General features: G+C 73.3%; 14 protein-coding genes and 1 pseudogene. 6 read left to right on the forward strand and 9 right to left on the reverse strand.

The window, feature by feature from the left end; genetic code table 11:
• Nucleotides 1–203, forward strand: a pseudogene (locus ACFVXK_RS29945) (hypothetical protein); the annotation flags it as partial.
• Between the two features lie 42 nt (nucleotides 204–245).
• On the opposite strand, the gene ACFVXK_RS29950 reads toward ACFVXK_RS29945, so the two are convergent.
• From ACFVXK_RS29950 to ACFVXK_RS29960, 3 genes are read right to left on the reverse strand one after another with little or no spacing between them, the layout of a single operon-like run.
• Nucleotides 246–1475: an MAB_1171c family putative transporter gene (locus ACFVXK_RS29950; RefSeq protein WP_389617524.1), complete on the reverse strand. Its 1230-nt coding sequence runs from the start codon at nucleotides 1473–1475 to the stop codon at nucleotides 246–248.
• A 2-nt stretch (nucleotides 1476–1477) separates the two neighbouring features.
• Nucleotides 1478–2008 carry a toxin-antitoxin system, toxin component gene (locus ACFVXK_RS29955; protein ID WP_389617561.1) on the reverse strand — a complete coding sequence of 177 codons (531 nt, stop codon included), beginning with the start codon at nucleotides 2006–2008 and terminating at the stop codon, nucleotides 1478–1480.
• 14 nt (nucleotides 2009–2022) lie between these two features.
• The gene (locus tag ACFVXK_RS29960) at nucleotides 2023–2646 is read right to left on the reverse strand and encodes a hypothetical protein (protein WP_389617527.1); all 624 of its coding nucleotides are present in this window, start codon (nucleotides 2644–2646) and stop codon (nucleotides 2023–2025) included.
• Nucleotides 2647–2983: 337 nt separating this feature from the next.
• On the opposite strand from ACFVXK_RS29960, the gene ACFVXK_RS29965 reads away from it, so the two are divergent.
• Nucleotides 2984–3484 (forward strand): hypothetical protein, encoded by a 501-nt coding sequence (locus ACFVXK_RS29965; protein WP_079431558.1) that lies wholly within the window; start codon nucleotides 2984–2986, stop codon nucleotides 3482–3484.
• 35 nt (nucleotides 3485–3519) lie between these two features.
• Here ACFVXK_RS29965 and kstD read toward each other — a convergent pair whose 3' ends face one another.
• Both kstD and ACFVXK_RS29975 read right to left on the reverse strand, forming a co-directional pair.
• Complete coding sequence (gene kstD / locus ACFVXK_RS29970; protein ID WP_389617531.1) at nucleotides 3520–5319, reverse strand: 3-oxosteroid 1-dehydrogenase; 1800 nt, start codon at nucleotides 5317–5319, stop codon at nucleotides 3520–3522.
• A 188-nt stretch (nucleotides 5320–5507) separates the two neighbouring features.
• Nucleotides 5508–6635, reverse strand: coding sequence for an aminoglycoside phosphotransferase family protein (locus ACFVXK_RS29975; RefSeq protein ID WP_389617534.1), 1128 nt, complete (start codon nucleotides 6633–6635; stop codon nucleotides 5508–5510).
• A 232-nt stretch (nucleotides 6636–6867) separates the two neighbouring features.
• Here ACFVXK_RS29975 and ACFVXK_RS29980 point away from each other — a divergent pair, with 232 nt between their 5' ends.
• A complete protein-coding gene (locus ACFVXK_RS29980) occupies nucleotides 6868–8364 on the forward strand; it encodes a hypothetical protein (RefSeq protein ID WP_389617537.1) in 1497 nt (498 codons plus the stop codon).
• A 101-nt stretch (nucleotides 8365–8465) separates the two neighbouring features.
• Here the strand turns inward: ACFVXK_RS29980 and ACFVXK_RS29985 are convergent, their stop codons facing one another.
• Together ACFVXK_RS29985 and ACFVXK_RS29990 are read right to left on the reverse strand one after the other, a co-directional pair.
• Nucleotides 8466–9890, reverse strand: a complete 1425-nt coding sequence (locus tag ACFVXK_RS29985) for a PP2C family protein-serine/threonine phosphatase (RefSeq protein ID WP_389617540.1) — start codon at nucleotides 9888–9890, stop codon at nucleotides 8466–8468.
• Between the two features lie 207 nt (nucleotides 9891–10097).
• On the reverse strand, nucleotides 10098–10346 hold the full coding sequence (locus ACFVXK_RS29990) for an SCO4226 family nickel-binding protein (RefSeq protein ID WP_389617543.1): 249 nt from the start codon (nucleotides 10344–10346) through the stop codon (nucleotides 10098–10100).
• Nucleotides 10347–10660: 314 nt separating this feature from the next.
• Between ACFVXK_RS29990 and ACFVXK_RS29995 the strand changes: the two genes are divergently transcribed.
• Both ACFVXK_RS29995 and ACFVXK_RS30000 read left to right on the forward strand, forming a co-directional pair.
• Nucleotides 10661–12907, forward strand: a complete 2247-nt coding sequence (locus ACFVXK_RS29995) for a molybdopterin cofactor-binding domain-containing protein (RefSeq protein WP_389617546.1) — start codon at nucleotides 10661–10663, stop codon at nucleotides 12905–12907.
• Nucleotides 12908–12925: 18 nt separating this feature from the next.
• A complete protein-coding gene (locus ACFVXK_RS30000; RefSeq protein ID WP_389617549.1) occupies nucleotides 12926–13381 on the forward strand; it encodes a (2Fe-2S)-binding protein in 456 nt (151 codons plus the stop codon).
• Nucleotides 13382–13414: 33 nt separating this feature from the next.
• Here ACFVXK_RS30000 and ACFVXK_RS30005 read toward each other — a convergent pair whose 3' ends face one another.
• Nucleotides 13415–13834 (reverse strand): SHOCT domain-containing protein, encoded by a 420-nt coding sequence (locus ACFVXK_RS30005; RefSeq protein WP_389617552.1) that lies wholly within the window; start codon nucleotides 13832–13834, stop codon nucleotides 13415–13417.
• A 177-nt stretch (nucleotides 13835–14011) separates the two neighbouring features.
• Between ACFVXK_RS30005 and ACFVXK_RS30010 the strand changes: the two genes are divergently transcribed.
• A complete protein-coding gene (locus ACFVXK_RS30010) occupies nucleotides 14012–15967 on the forward strand; it encodes an APC family permease (protein ID WP_389617555.1) in 1956 nt (651 codons plus the stop codon).
• Here ACFVXK_RS30010 and ACFVXK_RS30015 read toward each other — a convergent pair.
• Nucleotides 15870–16462: helix-turn-helix domain-containing protein (locus ACFVXK_RS30015; protein WP_389617558.1), on the reverse strand; the 593-nt coding region annotated here is incomplete at its 5' end. The two genes, ACFVXK_RS30010 and ACFVXK_RS30015, sit on opposite strands and share 98 nt — an antisense overlap.

The raw sequence follows: 16462 nt of genomic DNA on the forward strand, positions 1-16462 counted from the left end.
GCCCGGAGTCCTGGACCGTGGAGTTCGCCGGGGACGAGCTGCGCCTGGAGCCGGGCGGGACGGGCCCGGTCGCCGTCGAGGCCGCGGGCACGGCCGGTGACCTCACCCTGTTCCTCTGGCAGCGCCTCCCCGCCACCGCACTGGAGGTCACCGGCGACCCGGCCCTGCTCGACCACTGGTTCACCCTCGTACCCCCGGCCTGAACCGGCCCGGGGGACTGGCCCGGGACCGGCCCGGCGGACCCCTCAGGACCGCTCGCGGAAGGAACCGACGACGGCGGAGCGGCGCAGGGCCCGGGCCACCGCGACCAGGTCCGGCCCCCCGGCCGACCCCGGTACGGGGACCCCGGCCGCTTCCCGCGCCGGAACACCGCCCGGGCCCGCCCCGGCCCCGTCCACAGCCCCCGGACCGGCCACCGCCCCCGCCACCGGCGGAACGCCCCGGCGCAGGCTGCGCACCGCCACGACCACCGCCACGGCGTCGGCCGTCGCCGCCGCCCGGTCGGGCGCCTCGTCGCGGGCCAGGGCCTCGGCGAGGGCCCTCCCCCGGACCCCCGGGTCCATGTACGGCTGCAGCCGCAGCAGCCCGTCGCTGATCAGCGTCCTGCGCTGGACCAGGCGCCGGCTCAGCGGCGTCCGCCGGGGCAGCCGCAGCGAACCGGTGTCCAGCCCGTCCAGCTCACGCACGAACGGGGCCAGGGAGCGGTACTGGCGGTAGTCCGTCCACAGCACCTGCGCCGCCTGGCCGGCGTGCGGCAGGATGAAGCCCACCGCGACGAACAGGGCGCACACCGAGGCGATGGGCGGGGCCACGTACGTGCTGAGCCAGTCCAGGTCGTGCCCGGTCCAGCGGGCCACCACCGCGATCAGCTTCACGGCGTCGTAGGCGAGGTTCAGGACGAACCCGAAGACCAGGAACACCAGGCCCGCCCGCAGCCAGCCCGTCACCTCGCGCAGCCAGCTCCGGATGACCGTCGCGGTGATCAGGCAGGCGGCCGTGTGGGCCCCCAGGTACAGCAGGATGTGCTCGCGCATCCAGGGGGTGTTGGCGTAGTAGGTGTCCAGGTCCCGCAGCCGCTCCACCGGCACGTCGGCGAAGGCGAACGTCACCCACAGGCCGGCGACCACGGACGCGTAGACGGACCAGATGGTCCAGATGGTCCGCCGCACCCGCCGGGGATCGCCCCCGCGCCAGTGGATGACCATGACCAGGCAGGAGGCGCAGAACAGCGTCAGCAGCGAGTAGACCAGCGGCGCCGCGAAGTTGCTGACGCCCGTCGAGCTGTTGAGCAGGGCGAGGGTCTTGGGCCGGCCGAAGTAGAAGACCGCCGAGCCCAGCAGGAGCAGGCCGCCCAGGGAGCGCACGTTCGGGTCGATCCGCCAGAACCTCATGATCACCGGCAGCCGGATGGCCAGGGCCAGGGTGAGGATGGCCGCCGGGATGAGGTACGGGATGTAGTACTTGTCCGAGGTCAACGTCAGCCGATCGGCCCGCGGTAGCCCAGCGCGCTGCCGATCCGGCCCGCCACGCCGTCCTTGCGCCCGCCGCCGGAGGACTCGCCGCCCGCCAGCCACGGCCGGCACCGGTCGCCGAGCATCAGACCGAACCGCTCGGCCTCTATCTCCTGGGCGTCCTCGTAGTGGGAGCGGGCGGCCACGCTCGCGTACGTCAGCGAGGAGGCGTCCGGCAGGGACCGGGCCGCGTCGGCCGCCCGGTGGCCGTGCTCACCGCAGTGCCCCGCGTTCATGTGCCACAGCTCGTGCCCCAGGATGACCAGTTGGTGGTCCGGCGTCGTGTACTTCTCCACGACCACGATGTCGTACTTCTCCATGTTCAGCCAGAGACCCGAAGTGGTCAGCTCGGTGGGGAAGCGCTCGAAGCGCAGGACGATGGGCCGCCCGCCGCGCGTGCGGCTCATGGCGTCGCACAGGGCGCGGAAGAGGGTCTGCGGATCCGCCGGCGCCTCCAGTTCGAGCGAGGACGTCAGCACGGTGCACAGCTTGCGCATCGAACGGGACAGGTTCACCGGCCCACCCCCGCGTGCCGCTCGGCGGACAGCATCCCCGTGATCATGCCCAGCAGCAGGGTCTCCTGCGTACGGGTCAGGGGTCTTCCGCGGGTGGAGACGGAGACCAGGCCGTACTGGTCCACGAGGTCGGCCATCAGGTTGCCCGATCGGTAGTCGAGTGATTCGAGGGTGGGCCGCAGGGCCCGGCTCACGGCCTGGGCCGGGGGGTCCGTCAGGAAGGAGGGCTCGCGGCCGAAGAAGGCGGCGAAGGCCTTGCAGTGGCGCAGGTGCGGCGGCTTGCGCCCGGACACCAGGGCGTCGACCCACCGGGGCGGGGCGCCGATCACGGCCGCGATGTCCGCCACGCGGTAGGGGCGGCCGCCGGGGTCGCGGGAGACCGCGTACAGGAACGCCGCCCGGCGCCGGACCCGCTCCTCGGTGCCCCCGGACGCGGGCTCGGTGACCTCCTCGCCGCGCAGCAGGGCCACCGTCACCTCCAGGGGGACGCCGGCCCGCTCCGAGAGGCCCCGCGGGTCGAGGACGGCCTCCACGTCCAGACCCCTCTCCGCGGCGCGCTCGCGTATCCGTTCCAGCGTCACGGCGAGGGGGAGCGGAGGATCGCCAGCAGACACGTTCATCCGTCGTGCTCCCCTACGTCCGAGGCCGGCTGTGCGCCCGGGATGGCGGTCGGCCCCCCGGCCGTCGAGATCCCCACCTGATCCCCACCCGCGGATCGTAGTCGCCGATTCGAAAACGATCGCGGACGGGTGGCGGGGGCGGACAGCAAGATACAGCCAGGAGGGCCCGTGGCGGCAGGAAAAAGAGCAGGCCGGAAGCCGACCGCGCAGTAAGGAGTATGGCGGACGGACGCCCCATACCCGCAGGTCCGGGATGTTTGCGACGCTTCGGCCCCGCCCCCGGCGGCCGGAGCACCCCGGGGCCGGAAAACCCGCGCGGCCACGTACCATGGGCCGCATGTCCTTCCTCCGCCGCCACCGCGCCGCCACTCCCGCCGGCCCGGACTTCGACGTCCTGGCCATGGACCCGGGGGACTGGCCGGGCAACCTCGGGGCCGGGCTGCTGCCCGCCCCCGACGGCAGCTGCCAGGGCGTCTTCCTCCGCTACGACCTCTTCGGCGGCCGCGGCCCCGCGATGATCATCGGCAACCTCCCCGAGGGGTCCCCGGCCCGGGACCTCGCCGAGGGCCAGGTGCCCTTCGAGGTGGCCCAGCTCCTCGACGCCCTCGAGAACGACGAGGAGGTCGAGGTCACCGGCACCGAGGACTGCCCCGTCATGCAGGGCGACAACCTCCTCATCGTCCGCAAGGTCAAGCTCTCCGAGGGCCGGATCTCCTGCGTCCAGTTCGACCGCAGCGACAACGTCCTCGTGACGATCGCCAGCTGGGACCGCCCCATCACCGACGACCTCTACGCGCTGCTGAAGCCGCTCCCCGCCGAGCTGTTCCAGCAGGGCTGACCCCGGCCGGGAGTCCGGCCGGGCCCGCCGCGCCCTCAGGCGGTGTCCGCGATGTCGTTCGCCGCCACGTAGCCGAAGGTCATCGCGGGCCCGATCGTCGACCCGGCCCCCGCGTAGCTGTGCCCCATCACCGCCGCGCTCGCGTTGCCCGCCGCCCACAGGCCCCGGATCACCGATCCGTCCGCCCGCAGGGCGCGGGCCCGGGCGTCGGTGACGATGCCGCCCTTGGTCCCCAGGTCGCCCGGTACGATCCGGAAGGCGTAGAACGGCGGCGCCCAGACCGGGGCCAGGCAGGAGTTCGGAGTCACGTTCGGATCCGTGTAGTAGTGGTCGTACGCTGTGTCCCCGCGGTGGAAGTCCGGGTCGGAACCGCTCCACGCCTGGGCGTTGAAGCGGTTCAGCGTCGCCCGCAGCGCCGCCGCCGGCACCCCGATCTGCCCGGCCAGCGCGTCCCAGGTCCACGCCTTCCTCGCGGCGCCCGCGTCGAACCAGGCGTCCGGGAAGGGCAGCGTCGGCAGGATGTCCTTGAACAGGTACCGGTTGCGGTAGTTCTGGTCCACGATCAGCCACGCCGGTATGTGCGAGCCCATGGCGTCCCGGTCCTTCTCGTACATCACGTGCACCACGTCGCTGTACGGCGCCGCCTCGTTCACGAACCGCGCCCCCGCCCGGTTGACGATCAGACCGCCCGGCAGGGTCCGCTCCGCCAGGCAGAAGTACGGCTCCCCGGGCAGCGGGATCGACGGCCCCCACCAGGCGTCCTCCATCAGCGCCAGCGCCGCGCCCGCCCGCTGCCCCGCCAGGATGCCGTCGCCGGTGTTCTCCTTCGCGCCCACCGACCACCCGGTGCCGATCGGCTGCTGCTGGTAGCGCTCGCGCATCGCCGCGTTGTGCTCGAAGCCGCCCGAGCCGACCACCACGCCCCGCCGGGCCCGGACCACCCCCCGCACGCCCTCCTTCTCCACCACCACCCCGGTGACCGCCCCGCCCTCCTGGACCAGGTCCACCAGCGGGCTGTTCAGCCACACCGGCACCCCGGCCCGCATCAGTCCGGCCCGCAGCCCCGTCGCCAGCGCCTGCCCCATCGTCAGCGGCTTCTGCCCCAGCAGCGCCGCCTTCGTACCGCGCGCCAGGCACTCCGTGGACACCGCCAGGCCCTTCGCGGTGACCGCGGCGAGGTTCAGCCACTTGTAGTCCTGGCTGAACACCACCATCCCGGCCGGCACCGGCATGTACGCCGGATTCAGGTGCGCCAGCTCGGCGCCCAGGACGTTGCCGTCGATCTGGTCCGGCTCGACGGAACGGCCGTTCGGCAGGCCGCCCGGCAGGTTCGGGTAGTAGTCGCTGTAGCCGTCCATGAAGCGGAACCGCAGCGGGCTGGCGGCCATCACGAAGTCCAGCATCCGGGGGCCGTTCTCCAGGAAGGCCCGCTGCCGGTCGGCCGGCACGTCCGGCCCCACCACCGCCGCCAGGTACCGCGCCGCCTTCTCCGGGGTGTCCGGCACCCCCGCGCCCAGGATCACCGAGTTGTTCGGCAGCCAGATCCCGGCCCCGGAGCGGGCCGCCGAACCGCCGAAGGTCGGCGCCTTCTCCACCACCAGCACGCTCAGCCCCCGCCCGGCGGCGGTGAGCGCGGCGGTCATCCCGGCCGCCCCCGACCCCACCACCACGACGTCGTACTCCCCGAGCGGGGCCCCGTCGGCCCGGGCGGCGGCTCCCGGCAGCACGGCGGAGGCGAGCACCCCGGCCCCCGCCCCGGCGAGCACCGTCCGGCGGGAGGGGAGGGCGGGGCGCGCCGGGGCGGCGCTCGCGGACGTGGACACGGCCTCGGTCATGGGCGGGCTCCAGTGGTGTGGGAAGGGGCGGTCCGGTCTCCTGATGCTGAGTCAGAAAAGGTGTTCGGGGGATCATGTGATGTCAAGGCACGCGCGCCGGGGCGATCCGCCCCGGACGGCCGAAATCCCGTGGTCCCCCACCTGACGGGGGGACCACGGGATCTCGGCGCGCGGGGGAGGGAGCGGGGTCAGCGGGTGCCGACCGCCGCCCGGACCGCTCTGCGGGCCATGCCCGCGTCGTCGTGGAGGCGGCGCAGCAGCAGGCGCTGCTCCTCCCCCGAGGACACGGCCCCCGCGGGCAGCGGCTGGGTCGCGGGCGCCGCCAGCATCGAGCGCTGCACGGCGGTCTCGCACATCCGGATCTCCCTGGTCAGCACCAGCATCAGGTTGACCAGGAAGGCGTCCCGGGCGGCCGGACCGGCCGACTGCGCGAGCCGGCTGATCTGGCTGCGCGCCGCCGGGGCGTCACCCAGCACCGACCACAGCGTCGCCAGGTCGTAGCCCGGCAGGTACCAGCCCGCGTGCTCCCAGTCCAGCAGCACCGGACCGGCCGGGGACAGCAGCAGGTTCGACAGCAGCGCGTCACCGTGGTTGAACTGCCAGGGGACACCCGCCATCCGCAGCCCGTGCAGCAGCTTCTGCAGGTCGCCGTAGTCCCGGTCGGTCAGCAGCCCCAGGTCGTGGTCGCGGGAGATCCTCCGCGCGTAGTCCACCGGGTGCCCGAACAGGTCGGCCGGCGGACGCCACTGGTTGACCCGGCACACCGCGCCCAGCGCCGCCCGTACGTCGGTCCTCGGCGGTGCCTCCACGGGATGCCGCTGGAGGGCGGCGACCCGCCCGGCCATCCGCTCGACGACCAGGACGCAGTTCTCCGGGTCGGCGGCGATCAGCCGGGGCACACGGACCGGCGGGCGGTGCCGGACGAAGGTCCGGTACGTCGCTATTTCGTGCCGGTACCGCTCGCGCCACTCGGGCGAGTGGTCCAGTAAAACCTTCGCCACGGCGGTCATCCGTCCTGTCGTCCCCACCAGGAGGACCGACCGGCCGCTGCGCCGCAGCACCTGGACCGGGGCGAACTCCGGACAGATCCGCTGGACCGACGCGAGCGCGGTGCGCAGCTGCGCACCCTGCGGCCCGGACAGGTCGATTCTTCCGCTGAGCGGCTGCGATCCGGCCGCCGGCATCCGCCGCGCCCGTACGGCGCCCTGCGCCGGGACGGGCCGGCCGCCGGGTTCGAGGGAGATGCCGCCGCCCCCCGCCTGGAGGGTGCGGTGCGGACGGACCGGGGCGGACACGGAGGACGTTGCTGCGTACATGGCTTCTACGGTTCCCTTCGTGCGCCGACGAGTTGCGTACGCCGCCCCGCCGGATCCCGTGCTTCACCCTGGGGAGTTCCGCCGGTGAACCGGGTCGGGGAGGCGCATTCCTACCTGACACCCGGCGGCAGGTGGCGAACCACGGGGCGTGCCCTGGCGAACCCTGGCGAATAGTCCACGGGGAACTGACAGGGGGTTACTGTCAACTCAGCCGAGAACCTGGGGGCTTGACGTGAGCAAGGGTCCAAACACCCGTCTGAACGACCTGTTCGGCCTGGCCGGCTGGTCGAAGGGCGAACTCGCGAGGATGGTCAACCGGCAGGCGGCCGCGATGGGCCACCACCAACTGGCCACCGACACCTCGCGGGTGCGGCGCTGGATCGACATGGGGGAGACCCCCCGCGAGCCGGTGCCCACGGTACTGGCAGCACTGTTCACCGAGCGGCTCGGTCGTGTCGTGACCATCGAGGACCTCGGGTTCGTACGACAACGGCGCACCGCCAGACGGCAGCCGGACGGGGCGAAGGAGAACCCCGACGGAGTGCCCTGGGCGCCCGAACGCACAGCCGCGGTCCTCACCGAATTCACGGGAATGGACCTCATGCTCAACCGTCGCGGCCTGATGGGCGCGGGCGCCGCGCTCACCGCCGGCTCAGCCCTCAGCAACGCCATGTACGACTGGCTGCAAGGCGATCCCGCCACCGCCAAGGACCCGCAGCGCTTCGGCGACCCCTACCAGGCGGACCCGGCGGGCTACGACCGCTACGAGGCCGCCCCCATCGGCTCGCAGGAGATCGAGGCCCTGGAGCGCTCGGTCGAGGTGTTCCGGGCCTGGGACGCCTCCAGAGGCGGCGGGCTCCAGCGCAAGGCCGTCGTGGGCCAGCTGAACGAGGTCGGCGGGATGCTCGCCTACCACCACCCCGACCACCTCCAGCGCAGGCTGTGGGGGGTGGCGGCCAACCTGGCGGTGCTGGCGGGCTGGATGTCGCACGACGTCGGCCTCGAACCCACCGCGCAGAAGTACTTCGTCATCGCCGCGCACGCGGCGCGCGAGGGCGGCGACCGCCCGCGCGCCGGCGAGGCGCTGTCGCGGGCCGCCCGCCAGATGGTCCACCTGGGCAAGCCGAACGAGGCCCTGGACCTGATGAAGCTGGCCCAGGCCGGCTCCGGGGAGCAGACCCTGCCGCGCACCCGCGCCATGCTGCACACCATCGAGGCGTGGGCCCAGGCCGCCATGGGCAAGGGCCAGGCCATGCGCCGCACCCTGGGCGAGGCCGAGGACCTGTTCGTCTCCGACAAGGGCGACGTACCGCCGCCGTCCTGGATGCAGCACTTCGACGAGGCCGACCTGCACGGGATGCAGGCCCTGGCGTACCGCACGCTCGCCGACCACGACGCCTCGGCGGCGCCGGTCGCGGCACGGCACGCCCGGGAGGCGCTGCGGCTGCGCGGAGACGGCCACCAGCGCTCGCAGATCTTCGACTACATCTCCATGGCCTCGGCCTGCTTCATCGCCGACGACCCCGAACAGGCCGACCGCTACGCCCGCCTGGCCCTGGTCTCGATGAACGAGACCTCCTCGCACCGGACCTGGGACCGGCTCCGCGAGATGTACCGGCTCACCGGCCAGTACGCGGGCTACGCGCGCATCGAGGACCTGCGCGAGGAGATCGAGCAGGCCCTCCCCGACCCGTCCCCGCGCCCCACCGCGCGCGGCGCGCAGGTCTAGGGGGCGGTGCCGCGGGCCGTGGCGCTGGTGGAGTGGACGGCGGACGGGGCCGCGCCGTGGGCGCGGCCCCTCGGATCGGACCGTCGTGAACGCGAGCCCCGCTAGCCGCCGATACGGGCCACCAGCACGCAGGCGTCGTCCTCGCGCTCGTTCTCGCCGAACTCCTCCGTGACCATCCGGACGCAGTCGCGCGCCGAGCGCGCCGCGGAGAACCGCGGTGCGAGCGCCAGCAGCCGCTCCGTCTGGTCCGCCCGGCTGAACTCGAAGCCGTGCGGGGTCAGTCCGTCGGTGTACAGCACGAGCACGTCGCCCGGGTCGAGCACTTCCTCGGCCTGCCCGTACACGGCCCCCGAGGTGGCGCCCAGCAGGACCCCCGCGGGCGGCTGGAGCGCACGCCCCTGGCCGTGCCGGAAGAGGAGCGGTGCGGGATGCCCGGCCTGGGCCCAGGAGAGCAGCCGCCGGTCGGGGTCGTAGCGGCAGCAGACGGCCGAGCCGAGGGCCGGTTGCGCGGAGGTCTCCAGCAACTGGTTGAGCCAGCCCATCAGCGGGCCCGGCTCGATGCCGGCCATGGCCATCCCGCGCAGGGCGCCGAGCATCATGGCCATCCCGGAGGTGGCGCTCACCCCGTGGCCGGTCAGGTCGCCGACGGTCAGCAGGGAGCGCCCGTCGGGGAGTTCGAGGGCGTCGTACCAGTCGCCGCCGATCAGGGTGCTGGTCGCGGAGGGCAGGTAGTGCGCGGCCACGTCGAGCGCGGCGGCGTCGTCGTGCGGGAACCGCAGGGAGCCGCGCCACGGGGGGAGCACGGCTTCCTGCAGCTCGACCGCCAGCCGGTGCTCGGTCTGCGCGATCTCCCGCCGGCGCTGCAGCGAGTCACGGGACTCGCGCTCCGCCCGCTGGCTCCGGCGCAGTTCGCTGACGTCGCGCAGCACGGCCCACATCGAGGCCGTGCAGCCGTCCGCGTCGAGTACCGGCTCGCCCCTCATGTGCAGCGTCCGGACGCGGCCGTCGGCCCGGACGATGCGGAACTCGCCGTCTATCGGCTTGCCGTCGACGAGGCAGTCGGTGACCATCGCGGTCAGCAGCGGCTGGTCCTCGGAGAACAGGGTGGAGCCCAGCTCGTCGAGGGGGAGCGGGCCCGCCTCGGGGGAGCGGCCGAAGATCTGGAACAGCTCCTCGGACCAGGTGACCTCGTCCGTCAGCAGGTTCCACTCGGCGCTGCCGACGCGGGTCTGGCGGTCCTCGGGGGCGGTCTCCGGGAGCGCCGGGGGGAGTTCGACGTGCTCGGGGGCGGGCGGCAGCCCTTCCTTGAGCTGGCCCAGGTGCTGGCCGAGGTCGTCGAGGTGGTGCACGGCGAGGTCGCAGAGGGCGCGCTGCCAGCGGCCCTGGGCGTCGTCGTCGTCCACGACGGTGTCGCGGCGCACGGCGTCCACTTCACCGCGCAGCCGGCGGGTCTGCGAGATCAGCGCGTCCACGGATCCCGGCTCGGGCGGCTGCGCGGAACGGTCCGCGTACAGGTGGGACGGCATGAGCACTCCGATACAGGCGCGGCGATACAGGCGCGGCACGGCCAGGTCTGAAAGAAGGACCGGTTACGACTGTGGCACAGCGCGAGACGGCCTGTAAGGCGTTTGGCAACATCCGTAACGTTCTTGCTCGCGGCATATGCCGAAGGCCTCCCGTTTGCCTCCCGTCCGTACGAACATTTCCGGTCAGTATCGGAGTGCCCGGTCCCGTCAGACGCTCAGCGGAACCGCGTGGATCTCGTCGGCCGGGTGACCCGCCCGCTCGTGGATCTTCTGGACCGCCGCCGCCGAGGGGGCCTCGGAGAGGCAGTAGACCTCGCCGGACGCGGGGTCGGCCCAGGCGCGCTGGAACGTGACCTTCTCGTCCGACTGGATGGCGAGGTCCGCCTTGTGGGCTTCCATCAGCTGGTCCGCGGTGATGCCCTTCATACCGTGGTGGACATCCATGAACTGGGCCATCGCCGTACACCTCCTCACGTGTCGCCAACGCGTACGGCTCTGCTTCCATCGTCCGCCCATGGCCGGAAATCGGCCTTCCGGGCGGGGCGGCTCGACCGTACGGGCGAGCCGTACGAGAGCCGGGGCGCGGCGGGGTCGCCGGGAGGCCGGGTCGGGGGCCCGTCCGGGGCACCACTCGAACGAAGGACCCCGTGCGTCCCTTCCGCTTCCCACCCCACCGCATGATCGCTACCCTACGTGTCGGTAACGAGCCGGTGCGGTCCGCTTCTTCGCGTTCTCCGCGCGCGGACCGGGGGAGGGTGGGGCAGGACCAGATGGCAGTGGAGAGCAGCACGCCGACGGGGCGGGACCGGAGCGGCCACAGCCGCCGGTCCTTCCTGACCTACCTGGTCGCGGCCCCGACCCTGGCGCTCGTCACCCGCGCCGGCGCCGACGCGCTGGCCCCGCAGCCCGCGCACGCCGTGATCCCGAGCCTGCCCGAGGTGGCCGACCTGGTCGACCTCGGGGACCTGTTCATCCTGGCCGGCGCCCCGACCTCCTCCCTCCTCGCGCTCGTCGTCGAGGAGGACGGCACCATCCGCTTCCGGCTGCCCCGCGAGGAGGTCGGCCAGGGCCTGACCACCGCCGTCGCGATGCTGGTCGCGGAGGAACTCGACGCCCCGCTGGACCGGGTCCGGGTGGAACTCGACGACGCCCGCCCCGAGCTGCTGTTCAACCAGCTCACCGGGTCCTCCAACTCCATCCGCTCCCTGTACGGGCCGGTCCGCCAGTGCGCCGCCACCGCCCGGGCCCGCCTCGTCGCCGCGGCCGCCGCCCGCTGGAACCTCCCCGCCTCCGCCCTGACCACCGCGGGCGGCTCCGTGCGGGCCGCCGACGGGCGCACCGCCGGCTACGGCAGCCTCGCCGCGGCCGCCGCCGCACCCGGCCTCGTGGTCCTCGGAGCCACGCCCAAGCCGGCCGCCCGGCACACCCTGGTCGGCACCCCGACCAGCCGCATCGACGCCCGGGCCATGGTCACCGGCGCCCAGCGCTACACCCTCGACCTCGACGTGCCGGGCGCCAAGCCCTGCGTGGTGCGCCGCCCGCCCAGCCTCGGCGGCGCCGTCCGCTCCGTGGCCAACCGCGCTGCCGTCCAGGCCATGCCGGGCGTCCTGCACGTGGTGACGGTCCCCACCGGGGTCGCCGTGGTCGCGGAGACGTTCGGCCAGGCCCTGGACGCCAAGGCCGCCCTCCAGGTCGAGTGGGGCCCCGGCCCCGCCGACCAGCTCTCCGACGAGCAGGTCCGCGCCAAGCTCCGCGCCGCCACCCCGCCCCTGCTGGTGCCGCCGCTGCTCACCCCGTACGTGGACGCCGAGTTCGACTTCGCCTTCGTCAGCCACGCCCCGATGGAGACCAACTCGGCCGTCGCCGACGTCCGCGACGACCGCGCCGAGATCTGGTCCGGGCTCAAGTCCCCCATCGTCGCCCGCCAGACCATCGCCGCTGACCTCGGGCTGCCGGTGGACAAGGTGAAGGTGCACGTGGTCCAGGCGGGCGGCTCCTTCGGCCGGCGCCTGTTCTTCGACGCCGCCCTGGAGGCCGCCCGCGTCTCCAAGGCCTGCCGCCGCCCGGTGAAGCTGATGTGGACCCGCGTGGACGACACCCGGCACGGGCGGATGCGCCCCGCCACCCACCACAAGATCAGGGCCACCCACCTGCTCGGCGAGGTGCTCAGCTTCGAGCACCGCGTCGCCGCGGCCGAGACCGACTTCCGGCACGGGCTCGGCGAGATCATCACCGCCACCGCCGCGAGCCTGCCCTCCGGCATCGGCAACGCCACCCTCGCCCAGACCCTGTTCCTCACCACCGTGAAGTCCCCGTACCACTTCGGGCTCACCACCCAGGCGCTGACCGAGGTGCCCACCGGCATCCCCACCGGCTCCTGGCGCTCGGTCTACTCGGCCAACACCAGGGGCGCCGAGGAGATCATGGTCGACGAACTGGCCGCCGCCACCGGCAAGGACCCCTACCGCTTCCGCCGCACCTTCCTGAAGACCGACGCCCAGCGCGCCGTGCTCGACAAGGTGGCCACCGAGGGGCAGTGGGGGCGGGACCTGCCGGCCGGCTGCGCGCAGGGCATCGCCTTCCACGAGGAGTACAAGTCGCGCACCGCCTGCCTGGTGGAGATCGACGCCCGCGACCGCAAGCACGTCCGTGTCACCCGGGCGGTCATCGCCGTCGACGTGGGCCTGCCGGTCAACCCCCGCGGACTGGAGGCCCAGATGATCGGGGGCCTCACCGACGCCGTCTCCACCACCCTGCGCGCCGGGCTGCACCTGGACAAGGGACTCCCGCTGGAGGGCAGTTACAGCCAGTTCCACTGGGCGAAGCAGCGCGACACTCCGCAGGACGTACGGGTCTTCGTGCTCCCGGCCACCGGCACCGAGCCGGGCGGGGCGGGCGAACTCGGTCTGCCCGCCGCCGTCGGCGCCATCGCCAACGCCTGGGCCCGGGCCACCGGTTCCAAGCCGCGCAGCTTCCCCCTCGACTTCGACGTCGACTTCACCCCCTACCCGCGCTGACCCCTGGAGTACGCCGCCGTGCCCTCGCACACCTTCACCGTCAACGGCCGGAGCGTCACCGTCGACGCGCCCGACGACCTCCCCCTGCTGTGGGTGCTCCGCGACCTGCTCGGGATCACCGGGCCCAAGTACGGCTGCGGGGTCGACGTCTGCAAGGCCTGCACCAGCCACCTCGACGGGGTGGACGTCCGCCCCTGCGTGGTGCCGGTCTCCGCCTGCGCGGGCAAGGCCGTCACCACCATCGAGGGCCTCGCGGACGGCGACCGGCTGCACCCGGTCCAGGAGGCCTGGCTCGAACAGGACGTCGCCCAGTGCGGCTACTGCCAGCCCGGGCAGATCATGGCCGCCGTGGCCCTGCTGAAGCGGACGAGCGAGCCGACGGACGAGGACATCGACGCCATCGCCAACATCTGCCGCTGCGGGACCTACTTCCGCATCCGCGAGGCCATCCGCAGCGCGGCCGCCAGGATGTGACGGCCGCGCGCGGGACGGGGGCCGGAGGGCGGGTCAGGCCAGGAGCTTCTCCTTGGCCTGGCGGAACTCCTCCTCGCTCAGCTCCCCCTTGGCCCGGAGGTCGGAGAGCTTCACCAGGTCGTCCGCCGTGGCCTTGGCGGGGGAGGGCGATCCGGCGGTCTCCCGGATGTAGGCGTTGAAGGCCTCCTGCTGCTCCTGCACGTGCTTGATCTCCCGCTTGCCCATGTCCCGGCCCCGGGCGATCACGTAGACCAGGACGCCGAGGAACGGGATCAGGAACAGGAAGACCAACCAGGCGGCCTTGACCCAGCCGCTCATCCCGTGGTCGCGGAAGACGTCCACCACGACCCGGAACAGCAGGATCAGCCACATCACCCAGAGGAAGATCCACATCACGGTCCAGAACGCACCGAGCACCGGGTAGTCGTAGGCCAGGTCGACGGAGGTCACCACGGCCGTCTCCTTCCGTAGGGGCCGGCCGCCCCCGCGCGGAAGACCGCGCGGCGGCCGACCGGATCACCATCGCAGCGCCCGTTCAAGATCGCCACTGGGCCGTACGGGGGACGCCGACCCGGCGGACTGCCACCTCCGAACGTCTGAAATCCGCCCGAAATGGATATCCATCGCGGAATGAGGCGAATCAATGCGAAACGGCTGCTGGTCGGTGAACCCCTCGACACCGCGCGCCTGGGCGAGACCCTGCTGCCCAAGCGGCTCGCGCTGCCCATCTTCTGCAGCGACCCGCTCTCCTCCGTGGCCTACGCCACCGAGGAGATCCTGCTGATCCTCGCCCTCGGCGGAGTCGCGCTGCTCCACCTCGCGTGGTACGCGGCCGCCGCCATCGTCTTCCTGCTGGTGGTCGTCGTCGCCTCCTACCGGCAGACCTGCCACGCCTACCCCGGAGGCGGGGGCGCCTACGTCGTCAGCTCCGAGAACCTCGGCCCCACCGCCGCCCTCACCGCCGCCAGCGCCCTGCTCGTCGACTACGTGATGACCGTCGCCGTGTCCGTGGTCTCCGGGGTCGCCGCGATCACCTCGGCGATCCCCTCCCTCAGCGACCACCAGGTCGCGATGTCCGTCGCCTTCGTGGTGCTCCTGACGCTGATGAACCTGCGCGGGGTACGGGAGTCGGGGCGCGTCTTCGCCATCCCCACCTACGGGTTCGTGCTCGTCATCTACGTGATGTTCGCCGTCGCCGCCGTCCGCCTCGGCACCGGCGCCACCATCCGGGCCGAGTCCGCACACCTTCCGATCGACGCCGCAGGCACCTACACCGGCATCGCCGTCGTCTTCCTCGCCCTGCGCGCCTTCGCCTCCGGCTGCACCGCCCTCACCGGCGTCGAGGCCATCAGCAACGGCGTGCCCGCCTTCCAGAAGCCCAAGGCGAAGAACGCGGCGACCACCCTCGCCGCGATGGGCGCCCTCTCCGTGACCATGTTCGCCGGCATCACCGCCCTCGCCATGGCCTACCGGGTGCACGTCGCCGCCGACCCCACCGAACTGGGCCTGCCCCCGGGCACCCCGATGTCCACCGCCCTCGCCCAGATCGGCCGGGCCACCTTCGGGGACCTGGACTTCCTCTTCTACCTGCTCCAGGCCGCCACCGCCGGCGTCCTGGTCCTCGCCGCCAACACCGCCTTCAACGGCTTCCCGATGCTGGCCTCGATCCTCGCCAAGGACCACTACGCGCCGCGCCAGCTCTACAACCGGGGCGACCGGCTCGTCTACTCCAACGGCGTCGTCCTGCTCGCGCTCGCCGCCATCGCCCTCATCGTCGCCTTCGACGCCCAGCTGACCCGCCTCATCCAGCTCTACATCATCGGCGTCTTCGTCTCCTTCACCCTCTCCCAGGCCGGCATGGTCCGGCACTGGCGGCGCGAGCTCGCCGACCCGGCCACCCCGCGCACCGGGCGGGTCCACATCCACCGCCGCCTCGCCATCAACGCGGTCGGGGCGCTGATGACCGCCGTGGTCCTGGTCATCGTCCTGATCACCAAGTTCACGCACGGCGCCTGGCTGGTCGTCATCGCCATGCCCGCCCTCTTCCTCGGGATGAAGGGGGTCCGCCGGCACTACGACCAGGTCGCCGGACAGGTGGCCGTCGCCCCCGGCGACCGGCCGCGCAAACCGGCCCGCCACCACGTCGTCGTCCTCGTCGCCAACGTCCACGCGCCGACCCTCAAGGCCCTCGGCTACGCCCAGGGGCTGCGGCCCGACACCCTCAGCGCGCTGTCGGTGGCCGCCGACGAGGAGGAGGCGCAGCGGCTGCGCCGGGCCTGGGCGGAGATCGACCCCGGCATGCCCCTGAAGGTGCTGCACTCGCCGTACCGGGAGGTGGTCGGACCCGTGGTGGCGTACCTCGAGGAGGAGGCCGCCGGCGAGGGCACCGACATGCTCTCGGTGGTCATCCCCGAGTACGTCGTCGGCCACTGGTGGGAGCAGCCCCTGCACAACCAGAACGCGCTGCGGCTCAAGGCGAGGCTGCTGTTCACCCCGGGGATCGCGGTGATCGACGTGCCGTACCTGCTGGAGTCGGCCCGCCACCCGCAGCCGGGTCCGCACCCCCAGGAGCCGGCCCGGCCGTAGGGCGGAGGGCCACCGCCGCGTGGGCCAGGGCCAGTTCCACCACGTGCGCGGGGTCCGACAGGGTCCGGCCGGTGAGGTGCTCCAGGCGCCGCAGCCGGTTGGAGACGGTGTTGCGGTGGCAGTAGAGCCGCTGGGCGGCGTACGTGGTCGAGCCCTGGCAGGCCAGCCAGGTGCCCAGGGTCACCAGCAGCACCCGCGCCTCCTGCCCGGGCAGCGCCAGCACCGGCCCCAGCACCACCTCCCGCAGCCGGGCGGCGAGTTCCGGGTCGGCCGCCACCAGCGCCGCCGGGAGCCGCTCGTCCAGCAGGGCGGCGCCGGACCCGGCCGGGGGCGGCGCCGCCCGCAGCGCGAGCGCCGCCAGCCGGCGGGCCCCGGCGAGCTCGGCCGGGGAGCCGACCACCGGGCTGATCCCGGCGCGCACCGGGAGCGGGGCCAGCAGGGCGCGCAGGGCCTCCAGCGGGTGGTGGCCCAACTCGGCGAGCGCGGTCTCGCCGT

Origin of the sequence: Streptomyces sp. NPDC058157 (assembly GCF_042884105.1) — a bacterium.
In the GTDB taxonomy this organism is placed as follows: domain Bacteria; phylum Actinomycetota; class Actinomycetes; order Streptomycetales; family Streptomycetaceae; genus Streptomyces.